This window comes from Streptomyces sp. NPDC048507 (assembly GCF_043199995.1).
Classification (GTDB): Bacteria; Actinomycetota; Actinomycetes; order Streptomycetales; family Streptomycetaceae; genus Streptomyces.
Genome location: NZ_JBICWZ010000013.1, coordinates 45,589 through 59,085 on the forward strand (window position 1 = coordinate 45,589; position 13,497 = coordinate 59,085).

Sequence of the window (13,497 nt, forward strand, 5' to 3'; positions counted from 1 at the left end):
GCCCCGGAGGGCGAGCGGCTACGAGTGGCCCAGGTCCGCGGTCGGCAGGTCGGCGGAGGGGACCGAGCCGGTGTCGGCGGCGGGCCGCAGCGGGAAGTCGTCCGTCGCCATGGAGTCGAGCACCGGCGGCGCCGGCCGCAGCGGCTTCGGCATGACGGCGGCCTCCGAATGGCCCCCGCACCCGTACGACAGGGACACCAGCCGCCCGTCCGCCGGTCCGAACTCGTTCGCGCAGACGCCGAAGGCCTGCCCCAGCGAGCCGCCGATCGCGACGAGGAACCCGCAGGAGACGCAGGACGCCGGCGCCGCCTGCGCCATCGGGGTCTTCGCGCCGAAGGACTCGTCCCAGCGGTCGGCCGCGCTGTGCAGCCCGTACCGCGAGAGGACCCGCGCCCGCCGCATGCCGAGTTCCTCGGCGACGGCCGCGATGGAGCCCCGGGCGGGGACGACGACCCGGTCGGTGACGTCCGCGTCCTCGGCCTCGACCAGCTCGGCCATCTCGGTGGAGACGACCGCGTTCGGCGGCGGCGCGTCCTCGCCGGAGTAGCCCTGCTCCAGCCGCAGGTCGTCGGCCTCGGTCGGCAGCAGGTCGCCGGGGCCCATGTCACCCGGCCGCAGCCGCTCGCTCCACGGCACCCATTCGGGCGCCAGCAGCGCGTCCTGCCCCGGCAGCAGCACCGTTTCGTTGAGGGTGACGTTCTTCGCGCGGGAGGCGCGCGTCACGGTCACGGCCCAGCGCCAGCCCCGGTAGCCCGGTTCCTTGCACTCGAAGAAGTGCGTGACGACCCGGTCGCCCTCCGCGAGGACGGAGACGTGCTCGCCCACCACTCCGGGGAAGGCGGCCTCCTCGGCCGCCGCACGGGCGAGCTCTACCGCCTCGACGCACAGGCGGTCGGGGGTACGCGGGGTACGGCTTCGCGTCGTCGCAGCACTCACAGGTCTCGTTCTCTCCTACGCCGTCTCACGAGTGCGCCGTCCGTACTGTCGTCCACAACGACCCGTCGGTCTCGTCCGTACGTAGCGCGGGCGGAGCGGACCAGAGGGCCGCGTCGACGTCCGCGCCCGATCGGCCTCGGGCGCACCCCACTGCGATCCATTCTGCGGGATCGCGAAGAGGCGCGCGGCCAAGAGCAACCGCCGGTGGCGCGCTACGCACGCTACCTCCTCCGAAGCCTTCGGCCCACATGCGAGGTCCGATTCGCGGACAACGCCTTCGTCCGCGACGCGCCGGGGCGGGTCCCCGAGGGCCGAGTGGGGCACTATGGCCACGTGGCACCCGTACGGTCGTCCGCCGACGGCTCGGGACCGGCCAGGCGGGCCGGCCGGGCTGTCGGGCGCGCCCTGCACATGCCCTTCACCGGTACGGCGCGCGGGATCCGCCGGGTCACGCACGCCCACGGGGCCGGGGAATCGGGCCTGGGCCGGCTCATCGAACTGCACGCCATCAACGGCGCCGGCGATGTGATGATCACGGTGGCGCTGGCCTCGACGGTGTTCTTCTCCGTTCCCACGGACGAGGCGCGCGGCCGGGTGGCCCTGTACCTCGCGATCACGATGGCGCCCTTCACCCTGCTGGCCCCGGTGATCGGTCCGCTGCTGGACCGGCTGCCGCACGGACGCCGGGCGGCGATGGCGGGCGCCATGCTGACGCGGGCGCTGCTGGCGGTGATGATGTCGGGCGCGGTCGCCACCGGCGGGCTGGAGCTGTACCCGGCCGCGCTGGGCGTGCTGGTCGCGTCGAAGGCGTACGGCGTGGTGCGCAGTGCCGTGGTGCCGCGGCTGCTCCCGCCGGACTTCTCACTCGTCAAGGCGAACTCCAGGGTCACCCTGGCGGGCCTGCTGGCGACGGGCGCCGCCGCGCCGGTGGGGGCCGCGCTGCACACGATCGGGCCGCCGTGGCCGCTGTACGGCGCCTGCGCGATCTTCGTCTGGGGCACCTTCGCGGCGTTCCAGCTGCCGCACAAGGTGGACGAGGCGAAGGGCGAGCGGCGGGCCCGGCTCTCCACCCACGAGGCCCGCTCGAAGCGTCCGGGGCTGCGGACCGTGAGCCGGCCGGTGCTGTGCGGGCTGCTGGCGAACGCGTCGATGCGCGCCCTGTCCGGGTTCCTGATCTTCTTCCTGGCGTTCCTGCTGCGCGAGCACCCGCTGGCCGGGCAGAGCGCCGCGGTGTCGCTGGGGATCGTCGGCGTGTCGGCGGGGGTGGGCAACGCGGGCGGCACGGCGGTGGGCGCGTGGCTGCGGGCACGGGCGCCGGAGGCGATCATCGCGGCGGTGCTGTCGGTGACGCTCGGCGTGGCGGTGCTGGCGGCGCTTCTGTTCAGCGGGCTGTTCATGGCGGTGCTGGCCGGGACGGCCGGGTTCTGCCAGGCGCTGGCCAAGCTGTCGCTGGACGCGATGATCCAGCGGGACGTGCCGGAGGCGGTGCGGACGTCGGCGTTCGCCCGGTCGGAGACGCTGCTCCAGATGGCGTGGGTGATCGGGGGCGGGATCGGGATCGCGCTGCCGTTGAACGGGGTGCTGGGGATGGTGGTCGCCGCGGTCGTGGTGGCGCTGGGCACGGTGATGGCCCTGCGCGGCCTCCTGGCCACCCCCCGCCCCCACCACCCGGGCTCCACCCGCCCCCGAGTGGCCTGACCCCGCCCGCCCCCGCCCCGGACCTGCCCGGGACGGCAGGGCGCCGCACGGGTGGTCCCGGGGCGCCCGGCCAGGGCAACGGCGTGGCCGGGGACCCCCCGTGCGGCGGCGCGGGCCGGTGGCCCGATAGCCTTCGGCTCATGACCGCACCGCTTTTCCCGGGTAGGGCCCGCCGCAGCGTCGCGGCCCTCGGAGCCGTCTCCGCCGGCCTCCTCCTCCTGTCCGCCTGCGACAAGCCGACGCCGCTCGCGACGGTGACCGTCGGCAGCACGTCCGTCTCCGCCGAGTCCGACTGCCGCGCCGACGGCAAGGACCTCACGATGGACCGCGTCCAGGAGTGCCTCACCGGCCTCAAGGACGCCAAGACCGTCGACTACGCCCGCGGCGACACGCTGCGCCTGGGCGTCGAGCCCGACGTCGTCGAGGACGGCAAGAAGTGGCAGGCGGTCCTCGACGGACAGCCGATCACCGAGCCCTCGTCGAACACCTACCGCAGCTTCCAGGGCGCCGACGTCTTCGCGACCGGCGGCCAGGGCGAGGCCCCCGCCTCGAAGATGCTCGGCTTCGTCCAGGTCGGCGAGGACGGCAAGCCGCTCGCCGTCTGGTCCTTCAAGCTCAAGCTGAAGTAGGCCGGGCAACCCGTGCGCGCGCTCGTCGTGACCGCGGTGGCCGCGGAGGCGGACTCCGTGGCCGCCGGTCTGACCCCTCATGATCCGGTCACCCCCGAGCCGCGCGCCCTGCCCGGCGGCTACCTCATCAGCCGCCGGGACCTGCCCGGTCTCGCCGTCGACGTGCTCGTCGGCGGTGTCGGTCCGGCGTCGGCCGCCGCCGCCACGGCCACCGCGCTCGCGCTGGCCGACTACTCCCTCGTCGTCTCCGCCGGCATCGGCGGCGGGTTCGTGCCCGCCGCCCCGCTCGGTTCGCTCGTGGTCGCGGACGCGATCGTCGCAGCCGACCTGGGCGCCGCCACCCCCGACGGGTTCGTCTCCGTGGACGCGCTGGGCTTCGGCCGGAGCGCGCACCTGCCGCCCGCCGGACTCGCCGCGCACGCCGCCGAGGCCACCGGGGCGCTGCTCGCCCCCGTCCTGACCGTGTCCACCGTCACCGGCACCGCCGCCCGCGCCGCCGAGCTCGCGCGGCGGCACCCGCTGGCCGGGGCCGAGGCGATGGAGGGCTTCGGGGTGGCGGAGGCCGCCGCCGCGCACGGACTGCCCGTCCTGGAGGTGCGCGCCGTCTCGAACGCCGTCGGGCCCCGTGACCGGGACGCCTGGCGGATCGGCGACGCGCTGGGCGCGCTCACCACGGCGTTCCGCGCGCTGGGGCCCGTACTCGTCACCTGGGGAGAACGTCATGAACACCGCTGAGCCGCTCCGGATCGCCTATTCGCCCTGCCCGAACGACACCTTCGTCTTCGACGCCTGGGCGCACGGCCGGGTGCCGGACGCGCCCGCCCTGGACGTCACCTTCGCCGACATCGACATCACCAACGGCATGGCCGAACGCGGCGAACTGGACGTGCTGAAGGTGTCCTACGCGGTCCTGCCGTGGGTGCTGGAGGAGTACGCGCTGCTGCCCTGCGGCGGCGCCCTGGGGCGCGGCTGCGGACCGCTGGTGCTGACGCGCGAGCCGGGGCTGGACCTGACGGGCCGGACCGTCGCGGTGCCGAGCGAGCGCTCGACGGCGTACCTGCTGTTCCGGCTGTGGGCGGCGGACGTGCTGCCGGGCGGGGTCGGCGAAGTGGTGGTGCTGCCGTTCCACGAGATCATGCCGGCGGTGCGCGACGGGCGGGTGGACGCCGGACTGGTCATCCACGAGGCCCGGTTCACCTACCGGGACTACGGGCTGCACCGGCTGGCCGACATGGGAGAGCACTGGGAGTCCACCACCGGCCTGCCGATCCCGCTCGGCGCGATCATCGCCAAGCGGTCGCTGGGCGCGGACGCGCTGCGCGCGCTGGCCGCTTCGGCCCGGGCGTCGGTGCGGATGGCCTGGGAGGACCCGGAGGCGTCGCGGCCGTACGTACGGGCGCACGCGCAGGAGCTGGACCCGGCGGTCGCCGACCAGCACATCGGGCTGTACGTCAACGAGTTCACCGCCGACCTGGGGGACGCCGGCTACGCGGCGGTCCGCGGGCTGCTGACCAGGGCCGCCGCCGAGGGACTCGTTCCGGCCATCGGGCCCGCGGCGCTCGACTTCCCGTAGCCGCGCCCGGTCGTACGCGGCCCCGCGCGCCGGTGCCCCGCGGCTCCGGGGAGCGGCGGGGCACCGGCGGTGCGGACGGGGCTCAGACGTCGAGCTGGTCGGCGACCGCGCGCAGCAGTCCGGCGATCTTCGTGCCGTGCACCTTGTCGGGGTAGCGGCCCCGCTCCAGCATCGGCGTGATGTTCTCCAGCAGGGTCGTGAGGTCCTGCACGATCGAGGCGAGCTCGTCGGGCTTGCGCCGCTGGGCGGCCGCGACCGAGGGCGCCGGATCCAGTACCGTCACCGAAAGTGCCTGGTCACCGCGCTGTCCAGCGACGACGCCGAATTCGACGCGCTGTCCGGGCTTGAGGGCGTCGACCCCGTCGGGAAGCACCGACGAGTGGACGAAGACATCTCCGCCGTCGTCGCGGGAGAGAAAGCCGAAGCCCTTCTCGCTGTTGAACCACTTGACCTTGCCGGTAGGCACGTCCGTCCTCTGTCCTTGTGCTCGTCGGGTCCGGTGGGCCGGGTTGAAACGGCTCCGGGTAGCAGTGCGGCGGGTCCTTCGACCCGCCTCCTCCAGGCTAGTGGTCCAGAAACGGGTGACAAGACGTTCCCCGGTCCTTCCGGCTTCACGGCTTCGGCCAGGGAACTACCCTGGTGGGGTGACTGTTACTCCTCATCCCGACGACGCGCGGCCCGGCGACGGGCTCGTCCGGGCGGGCGGCATCGTGTTCATCGCCGGCGCCCTGGCGACCCTCGTGACGATGGCCCCGCTGTTCCTCGGCACCGACCCGTTCCCGTCGTACGCGTGGGCCGTGTGCATGCTCATGGGCGTCGGTTTCGCCCTCGCCGCGGCGGGCGTGGTCCGCTCGGCCGGCGCGCAGCGCAAGGCGGCCCGGGAGTCCCAGGCCGCCTGACGCGCTCGGTGCTCAGACCTCGCGGGTGCGGACGTACCCGGCGAGCCACTCGGGCAGCGCGGTGAGGTCCGGAAGGACCACGTCCGCGCCCGCGGCGCGCAATTCGGCCTCCGGGCAGGGTCCGGTGGGAACGGCCACTGAGAGCGCTCCCGCCGTGCGGGCGCCGCGGACGTCGCCCACGTGGTCGCCGACGTAGATCTGGGCCCCGTGCTCGCGCAGCGCCCCGGCCTTGGCCTCCGCCCACAGCCAGCCGATGACGGCGTCGGCCTCGATGCCGAGGTGCTCCAGGTGGTGCAGGGCGTTGGGGGTGTTCTTGGCGGTGACGACGATCGCGCGGCCGCCGAGGGCCTGGACGGCCTTGATCGCCTCGCGGGCGCCGGGCATCGCCGGGGTCGGCTCGATCGCGTACGTGGCGTACATCTCCCGGTAGCGGTCGCGCATTTCCGGGATCTCCTCGGGCTCGAACCAGTAGGCCAGCTCGTCCTCCAGCGGGGGCCCGAGGCGGGTGACGGCCTCGTCGGCGTCGATGAACCGGCCGGTGGCGGCGGAGAGCGCCAGGTAGTTGGCCCGGATGCCGGGCCGGGAGTCGATGAGGGTCATGTCGAGGTCGAACCCGACCGTCAGCGGAGCGGGAACCGTGGTCTCTCGGGGGGTGGAAGTCATGGTTCCCATTTTGCAGAGACCCGGCAAAGTCGAGGGAAAGTACACTTAAATCCGGATTGCCGGATCGTGACATCCGATGAAATATCAGCCCGGCACTGGGGCCCCTCTCAAGGAATCCTCCCTTCCGCCACGACGCCGCCACGTCCCGGCGCCCCCGCACCGCCCGCGCGGCGTCCGCGCACCGCCCGCGCACCGCCCGCGCACCGCCCGCGCGGCGTCCGCGCGCGCGTCAGGAGCGGCGGCGGGAGCGCCAGGCCACGTACGCGGCCGTCGCGAGGCCCGCCGTACGGGACAGGGCGGGCCACAGGTCGCGGAAGGCGGCGCCGAGTCGGTCGCGGGGCAGGGCCTCGCCCCAGTTGCCCCCGGCCCGGCCCCACAGCCACAGCACCGCCGCCGTGAACACCGCCGCGGGCAGCCCCAGCAGGGCCCACTTGCGCTCCCTCGGGCCGAGCACCCGGGAGGCGTAGGCCAGCAGCCAGCCGGCCGCGAGCAGCAGCCAGTACCCGGTGAGCGCCCCCACCGCGATCAGGGCCGCCGCCAGCAGCAGGAAGGGGTGCGGCCGGCGCCGGGGCACCACGGCCGCCGCGGCGGCCTCCTGCGGCGCGGCGGCCGCGCGCCGCTCGCGCACGAAGCGGGCCAGCCTGCGGGCGGTCCCCCGGGGCGACTTCTCCTCCGGCTCCGGGGCGGGCTCCTCCTTCGGCTCCGGCTCCTTGAAGAGGTCCGGGATCTCGATGCCGCCCGCGAAGCCCTCGACCTGCGGACCCGCCCCCCGGCCGCCGCCCGGCGCGAGGCTCCACCAGTCGGGGTCGACGCCGTCCCCTGGGCCGAGTTCGTCGAGCCCGGCGAGGTGCGGCGGCACGTTGCGCGGCTCCTCGGGCGGGGCCGCCGGCCGCTTGCGCCGCAGCCCCCCGCCCCGCTGCACGGGAACGGCCGGGACCGGCGGCGACGGGACCGGGGCCGCCGTCGGGCGGGGGGCCGGCGCGCCCAGGGTGTCCAGGACCTCCTCCGGCGTACCGATCCGCTCCAGGATGCGCCGGACGGCCGCCGGGGTGTCCGGGTCGTACTTGGCGCGCCGACGGTCGATCTCGTCCCGCAGCCCCGACACCAGCCGCATCCGGTCCCCCGACGGCAGATGCCGCCGCTGCGCCAAGTCCCCGACCCGGCTCAGATATTCGTAGACCAGATGGTCGCTCTCGATCCCCACGCCCCGGCTCCTCACGTCCCGCCTGACAGGAAGGTAGCGCGTGCGTCCGTGGAGCAGCCGTCGGCACAGCGGATACCGTGGACCGGATGGGGACCGGCCGACGACCGGCCGACGTGACCAGGAGGCGACCACCGTGCCCGAGGCAAGCACCGGCACCGCTGCGGCGAACGCCCCGCGCTCCCTCGCCGAGGCGCTGCGCGCCCGCGACGACGTGGCGCTCGCCGCCCTGCTCCACGCCCGGCCGGACCTGCTGAACCCGGTGCCCGGCGACGTCACCCAGCTCGCCACCCGGGCCGGCACCCGCGCCTCGGTGGTGCGCGCCCTGGACCGGCTGGACCGGTTCGCGCTCCAGACGGCCGAGGCCCTGGCGGTGGCCCCCGAGCCGTGCCCGTACCGGGTGCTGGAGTCGCTGCTGACCGGCGGCGAGGACGAGGCCGCGCGCGACGCCCTGCCCCGCGCGCTCGGCACCCTGCGCGACCAGGCCCTGGTGTGGGGGGACGAGGAGCGGCTGCGCCTGGTGCGCACCGCCCGCGAACTGCTGGCCCCGTCCGCGCAGCGGGCCTCGCCGACCGGGCTGGGCCCCACCGTCGCGGAGGCCACCGCCGGAATGTCGCCGACCCGGATCCAGGAGATCGTCGCGGCGGCCGGGCTGCCCGCCACCCACGACCCGGTGTCGGCGGTGACGGCGCTGACCGGGCTCTTCACCGACCCGGAGCGGATGTCGGCCCTGCTGGACGAGGCTCCGGCGGAGGCGCACCAGGTGCTGGGGCGGCTCGTGTGGGGGCCGCCGTACGGGGAGGTGACGCCGAATCCGACACCGCCGGTGCGCTGGCTGCGCGACCGGGGGCTGCTGCTGCCCGCGACGGCCCGGACGGTGGTCCTGCCCCGCGAGGTGGCGCTGCACCTGCGCGGCGGGCTCGCGCACCGGCGGACGGCGCCGCTGGCCCCGGAGGTCGGCGCGCACCGCGAGCACCGTCCACAGCTTGTGGACGCCAACGCCGCCGGGCAGGCGCTGGCCGCGCTGGGCACCGTCGAGGAGCTCGTGAAGTCCTGGGAGCACACCGGGCCGGCGGTGCTGCGGGCCGGCGGGCTGTCCGTGCGCGACCTCAAGCGGGCGGCGTCCACGCTGGACGCCACCGAGGCGGCGACGGCGTTCTGGGTGGAACTGGCCTACGCGGCCGGGCTGCTGGCCAGCGACGGCGAGGCCGACGAACGGTACGCGCCCACCCCCGCCTTCGACGACTGGTGCGAACGGGCGCCCGCCGAGCGCTGGTCGGCGCTGGCGGCGGCCTGGCTCGCGGCGACCCGGACGTCCGGGCTGGTCGGCGAACAGGACGCCAAGGGCCGCACCCTGTCCACGCTCGGCCCCGACCTGGACAGATCCGCCGCGCCCGAGGTGCGCCGCCGGGTCCTGACCCTGCTGGCCGACCTGCCCGAGGGCGCCTCCCCGGACCCGGACGCGCTGCTGGACCGGCTCGCGTGGGAACGGCCGGTGCGCGGCACGAGCGACCTGCGGGCCCGGCTGGCGCACTGGACCCTGAACGAGGCCGAGGTGCTGGGCGTCACCGGCCGGGGCGCCCTGAGCGCCTTCGGTCGGGCCCTGCTGACGGGGGCCGATCCGGCGCCGCTGCTGGAGCCGCTGCTGCCGGAACCGGTGGACCACGTCCTGCTCCAGGCCGACCTGACGGCGGTGGCGCCGGGACCGCTGCGCCGGCCGCTCGGCGACACCCTGGCCGTGCTCGCCGACGTCGAGTCGAAGGGCGGGGCGACGGTGTACCGCTTCACGCCCGGCTCCGTACGCCGCGCCCTGGACTCCGGGCACACCGCCTCCGACCTGCACGCCTTCCTCGTCGAGCACAGCCGCACCCCGGTGCCGCAGCCGCTCGCGTACCTGATCGACGACGTGGCCCGGCGGCACGGGCACCTGCGGGTCGGGGCGGCCTCCTCGTACGTGCGCTGCGACGACGACGCGATGCTCGGCGAGATCCTGGCCGACAAGCGGTCGGCCGGTCTGGGGCTGCGCCGCCTCGCGCCGACCGTGCTGGCCGCGCAGGCCGAACCGGGGGCGCTGCTGGAGGGGTTGCGGGCGATGGGCTACGCCCCGGCGGCGGAGTCCCGCAGCGGCGACGTGCTGGTGGCGCGGGCCGACGCGCACCGCACCCCGGCGCGTTCGGCGCCGGTGCCGGTCCCGGACGGGCCGCCGGCGCCGGACGCCACGCTGCTGGGCGCGGCGGTACGGGCGATCCGCGCGGGCGACCTGGCGGCGACGGCGGTCCGCAAGGAGCCCTCCCCGGACGGGGACCCGGGCGCGGTCCCCGCTCCGGGCGAACTGCCGCGCACGAGCGCGGCGGAGACCCTGGCGACGGTACAGGCGGCGGCGCTCACCGGCTCGGCGGTGTGGATCGGGTACGTGAACGCCGACGGGGCGGCGAGCCAGCGGGTCATCGCCCCGGTGCGGGTGGAGGGCGGCTTCGTCACCGGCTACGACCACACGGCGGACGAGGTGCGCACGTACGCCCTGCACCGCATCACGGGTGTGGCGGAACTGGCGGAGGACCAGGTCTGACCCGGCTCGCCCAGGCCCCGACGTCCGTCCGTCCAGTCGCCCAGTCGCCCGCCCGCCCAACCGCCGTGGAGCGGAAATCCGCTGGCCACCTGCCCCGCACGCGGGGCAGGCTGACGGGGTGTCCACCCCCGAACCGGTCCCCGCACGCCAGATCCGCGCCGTCCACGGCCCCGCCACGGTCACCGTCTACCAGGCCTACTCCCCCGCCCTCGGCCTCCCGGCGGCCCGCGACGGCCGCTTCCCGCCCGCCTGGAAGCGCGAGCGGATGACCTGGGTCAAACCGTCGTTCCTGTGGATGATGTACCGCTGCGGCTGGGCGTCGAAGGAGGGCCAGGAGACCGTGCTGGCCGTCGAGATCACCCGCGCCGGCTTCGACCGGGCCCTGGCCGGGGCCTGCCTCTCGCACTACGCGCCCCGCGTCCACGCGGACCGCGCGCAGTGGAAGCGGTCCCTGCGGCAGGCCGCGGCCCGGGTGCAGTGGGACCCCGAGCGGGACCTCCAGCTGAACCCGCTCCCCCACCGCTCGCTCCAGCTGGGCCTGTCGGGCCCCCTCTCCCGGGCCTACGCCGACGAGTGGACGGTCTCGATCCGCGACGTGACCCCGCTGGCCCGGGAGATCCACGCCCTGGTCCGCAGCGGCGACACGGACGCGGCCCGCGCCCTGCTCCCTCCCGAAACCCCCTACCCACAGCCCCGGCCGCCCCACCTGGACGCCTAGCCCGGCGCAGAACCACCCGGCCCGCGCGGCGATGCGGCAGACTGGAGGTTTGCCCCTCCGCGTCCGGACGGGCACCCCACGCCGGAAAGGGGCGTCTGTGAACGGGCCTCTCATCGTCCAGAGCGACAAAACCCTCCTGCTCGAGGTCGACCACGAGCTCGCCGGGGCCGCGCGGCGGGCCATCGCGCCCTTCGCCGAGCTGGAGCGGGCGCCCGAGCACATCCACACCTACCGGATCACCCCGCTCGGACTGTGGAACGCGCGGGCAGCCGGGCACGACGCCGAGCAGGTCGTCGACGCGCTCGTGGAGTTCTCCCGGTACCCCGTCCCGCACGCGCTGCTCGTCGACGTCGCCGAGACGATGGCCCGCTACGGGCGGCTCACCCTGTCCAAGCACCCCGTCCACGGGCTGGTGCTGACCAGCACCGACCGGCCGGTGCTGGAGGAGATCCTGCGGTCCAAGCGGATCACCCCGCTGGTCGGGGCGCGGCTGGACCCCGACACGGTCGCCGTGCACCCCTCCGAGCGCGGGCAGATCAAGCAGACCCTGCTCAAGCTGGGCTGGCCCGCCGAGGACCTCGCCGGGTACGTGGACGGCGAGGCCCACGCGATCGACCTGGTCGAGGACGGCTGGGCGCTGCGCCCCTACCAGCAGCAGGCCGTCGAGGGCTTCTGGCACGGCGGTTCCGGAGTGGTCGTGCTGCCCTGCGGCGCGGGCAAGACGCTGGTCGGCGCCGGGGCGATGGCCATGGCGAAGGCGACCACGCTGATCCTGGTGACGAACACCGTCTCGGCCCGGCAGTGGAAGCACGAGCTGATCAAGCGGACCACGCTGACGGAGGAGGAGATCGGCGAGTACTCCGGCACCCGCAAGGAGATCCGGCCCGTCACGATCGCCACCTACCAGGTGCTGACGACCAAGCGGAAGGGCGTCTACCCGCACCTGGAGCTCTTCGACTCCAGGGACTGGGGCCTGATCCTCTACGACGAGGTCCACCTGCTGCCCGCGCCGGTCTTCAAGTTCACCGCCGACCTCCAGGCCCGCCGCCGGCTCGGTCTGACCGCGACCCTGGTGCGCGAGGACGGCCGGGAGTCGGACGTCTTCTCCCTGATCGGGCCGAAGCGGTTCGACGCCCCGTGGAAGGAGATCGAGGCGCAGGGCTACATCGCGCCCGCCGACTGCGTCGAGGTCCGCGTCAACCTCACCGACTCGGAGCGCCTCGCGTACGCGACCGCCGAGACCGAGGAGAAGTACCGCTTCTGCGCGACGACCGCGACGAAGCGCAAGGTCACCGAGGCGCTGGTGCGCAAGCACCAGGGCGAGCAGACCCTCGTCATCGGCCAGTACATCGACCAGCTCGACGAGCTGGGCGAGCACCTGGACGCGCCCGTCATCAAGGGCGAGACCTCCAACGCGCAGCGCGAGAAGCTCTTCAACGCCTTCCGCGAGGGCGAGATCAGCGTGCTGGTGGTCTCGAAGGTGGCGAACTTCTCCATCGACCTGCCCGAGGCGACCGTCGCCATCCAGGTGTCCGGCACCTTCGGCTCCCGGCAGGAGGAGGCGCAGCGCCTGGGCCGGGTGCTGCGTCCCAAGGCGGACGGTCACGAGGCGCGGTTCTACTCGGTGGTCGCGCGCGACACCATCGACCAGGACTTCGCCGCGCACCGGCAGCGCTTCCTCGCCGAGCAGGGCTACGCCTACCGGATCATGGACGCCGACGAGCTGCTGGCGAGCGACTGACCGGACGGCCGGCCCCCTGCTCCAGGGGCGGCCGGGGCGCGGGAACCCCTCCCTCGGCGGGCGGCGGGGTGCGCGGTCCCGTTCCCGGGCGGCCGGGGACGGGACCGGGATCGCGGCCGGGGCGCCGGGCGAGCGCCCCGGCCAGCACGGACAGCAGGGGTACGCACCACACCCACAGGTGCGACCGGTCCAGCAGCAGGGCGGGCCCGGTCGCCGGGAGGTGGCGGGCCCAGAAGTCCGCGGAGGCCTGCGGCAGGACGAGCAGGCCGAGCAGGGCGGTCCCGGCGAATCCGGCCAGCGCGGTCAGCCCGGCCCGGACGCGGCCGGTCACCAGCAGGTACGGGACGAAGACGGCCGGGGTCAGCGTGATCCCGGCGGCGACGCCCAGCGCGAAGCCCTTGCCGAGCGCGAAGCGCGGCCGGCCCAGGTCCCAGAGGGCGAGGCAGGCCAGCGCCAGGTTGATCTGGCCGGGCAGCGGGCTCTGGAACAGCGGCTCCAGCCAGAGCCCGGCGATGGTCAGGGCGAGCACTCCGCCCGGCCGGGCCCGCAGCCGGCCCAGCCGGCAGGAGAGCAGGATCAGCAGGGCGAGCAGGCAGCCGGTCCCGAGGACGAGGACGGCCTTGAGCACGGCGGCCGGCAGCCAGGAGGCCGGCGTGAGAAGGATCGCGGCGAACGGCGGGTAGGCGGCGGGCGGCTGCCACTCGGCCCCGGAGAATTCGCGCAGCAGGGCATCGGCGGCCGGGATGCGCCAGACGACGCACAGCACGCCCAGCACCAGCAGCGAGCCCGTGACCAGCACTCCGACCAGGGGCGACGGCGAGCGGCGGGGAGCGGGGCTGCGGGTCACGCGCGTGACCCTAGTGGATCAGC

13 protein-coding genes are annotated in these 13,497 nt (G+C 75.2%); 8 read left to right on the forward strand and 5 right to left on the reverse strand.

The features are described 5' to 3' along the window. Nucleotides 1–18: 18 nt before the first annotated feature. Entirely contained in the window at nucleotides 19–936 is a 918-nt protein-coding gene (locus ACGFXC_RS28850) for a DUF3027 domain-containing protein (RefSeq protein ID WP_393717588.1), read from the reverse strand. Between the two features lie 315 nt (nucleotides 937–1,251). Between ACGFXC_RS28850 and ACGFXC_RS28855 the strand changes: the two genes are divergently transcribed. The 4 genes from ACGFXC_RS28855 (at nucleotide 1,252) to ACGFXC_RS28870 (ending at nucleotide 4,836) form a co-directional block, all read left to right on the forward strand. Next, nucleotides 1,252–2,634: an MFS transporter gene (locus tag ACGFXC_RS28855; protein ID WP_393717590.1), complete on the forward strand. Its 1,383-nt coding sequence runs from the start codon at nucleotides 1,252–1,254 to the stop codon at nucleotides 2,632–2,634. A 140-nt stretch (nucleotides 2,635–2,774) separates the two neighbouring features. Continuing rightward, on the forward strand, nucleotides 2,775–3,263 hold the full coding sequence (locus tag ACGFXC_RS28860; protein WP_393717592.1) for a DUF2771 domain-containing protein: 489 nt from the start codon (nucleotides 2,775–2,777) through the stop codon (nucleotides 3,261–3,263). Between the two features lie 12 nt (nucleotides 3,264–3,275). Then, the gene (locus tag ACGFXC_RS28865; RefSeq protein ID WP_393717594.1) at nucleotides 3,276–3,998 is read left to right on the forward strand and encodes a futalosine hydrolase; all 723 of its coding nucleotides are present in this window, start codon (nucleotides 3,276–3,278) and stop codon (nucleotides 3,996–3,998) included. After that, nucleotides 3,985–4,836: a 1,4-dihydroxy-6-naphthoate synthase gene (locus tag ACGFXC_RS28870; RefSeq protein WP_393717596.1), complete on the forward strand. Its 852-nt coding sequence runs from the start codon at nucleotides 3,985–3,987 to the stop codon at nucleotides 4,834–4,836. The genes ACGFXC_RS28865 and ACGFXC_RS28870 overlap by 14 nt, the downstream gene beginning before the upstream one ends. Nucleotides 4,837–4,918: 82 nt before the next feature. Here ACGFXC_RS28870 and ACGFXC_RS28875 read toward each other — a convergent pair whose 3' ends face one another. Beyond that, nucleotides 4,919–5,302, reverse strand: a complete 384-nt coding sequence (locus tag ACGFXC_RS28875; protein WP_030239227.1) for a cold-shock protein — start codon at nucleotides 5,300–5,302, stop codon at nucleotides 4,919–4,921. 178 nt (nucleotides 5,303–5,480) lie between these two features. Between ACGFXC_RS28875 and ACGFXC_RS28880 the strand changes: the two genes are divergently transcribed. After that, nucleotides 5,481–5,735: a hypothetical protein gene (locus ACGFXC_RS28880; protein WP_393717598.1), complete on the forward strand. Its 255-nt coding sequence runs from the start codon at nucleotides 5,481–5,483 to the stop codon at nucleotides 5,733–5,735. Between the two features lie 12 nt (nucleotides 5,736–5,747). On the opposite strand, the gene ACGFXC_RS28885 is transcribed toward ACGFXC_RS28880, so the two are convergent. After that, the gene (locus ACGFXC_RS28885; RefSeq protein ID WP_393717600.1) at nucleotides 5,748–6,398 is read right to left on the reverse strand and encodes an HAD family hydrolase; all 651 of its coding nucleotides are present in this window, start codon (nucleotides 6,396–6,398) and stop codon (nucleotides 5,748–5,750) included. Nucleotides 6,399–6,627: 229 nt separating this feature from the next. After that, nucleotides 6,628–7,602 carry a hypothetical protein gene (locus ACGFXC_RS28890; protein ID WP_393717602.1) on the reverse strand — a complete coding sequence of 325 codons (975 nt, stop codon included), beginning with the start codon at nucleotides 7,600–7,602 and terminating at the stop codon, nucleotides 6,628–6,630. A gap of 133 nt (nucleotides 7,603–7,735) precedes the next feature. Between ACGFXC_RS28890 and ACGFXC_RS28895 the strand changes: the two genes are divergently transcribed. The 3 genes from ACGFXC_RS28895 to ACGFXC_RS28905 all read left to right on the forward strand — a co-directional run bounded on the left by ACGFXC_RS28895 (nucleotide 7,736) and on the right by ACGFXC_RS28905 (nucleotide 12,627). Beyond that, nucleotides 7,736–10,168: a helicase C-terminal domain-containing protein gene (locus tag ACGFXC_RS28895; protein WP_393717604.1), complete on the forward strand. Its 2,433-nt coding sequence runs from the start codon at nucleotides 7,736–7,738 to the stop codon at nucleotides 10,166–10,168. A gap of 118 nt (nucleotides 10,169–10,286) precedes the next feature. Beyond that, nucleotides 10,287–10,886, forward strand: coding sequence for a DUF4291 domain-containing protein (locus tag ACGFXC_RS28900; RefSeq protein ID WP_393717606.1), 600 nt, complete (start codon nucleotides 10,287–10,289; stop codon nucleotides 10,884–10,886). 97 nt (nucleotides 10,887–10,983) lie between these two features. Next, nucleotides 10,984–12,627, forward strand: a complete 1,644-nt coding sequence (locus ACGFXC_RS28905; protein ID WP_393717608.1) for a DNA repair helicase XPB — start codon at nucleotides 10,984–10,986, stop codon at nucleotides 12,625–12,627. Here the strand turns inward: ACGFXC_RS28905 and ACGFXC_RS28910 are convergent. Next, nucleotides 12,593–13,474: a glycosyltransferase family 87 protein gene (locus ACGFXC_RS28910; protein ID WP_393717610.1), complete on the reverse strand. Its 882-nt coding sequence runs from the start codon at nucleotides 13,472–13,474 to the stop codon at nucleotides 12,593–12,595. The two genes, ACGFXC_RS28905 and ACGFXC_RS28910, sit on opposite strands and share 35 nt — an antisense overlap. Nucleotides 13,475–13,497 lie beyond the last annotated feature (23 nt).

Coding starts and splice junctions, on each gene's coding strand:
- ACGFXC_RS28860 (WP_393717592.1), top strand. CDS start 2,775: ATGACCGCACCGCTTTTCCCGGGTAGGGCCCGCCGCAGCGTCGCGGCC.
- ACGFXC_RS28870 (WP_393717596.1), top strand. CDS start 3,985: ATGAACACCGCTGAGCCGCTCCGGATCGCCTATTCGCCCTGCCCGAAC.
- ACGFXC_RS28885 (WP_393717600.1), bottom strand. CDS start 6,398: ATGACTTCCACCCCCCGAGAGACCACGGTTCCCGCTCCGCTGACGGTC.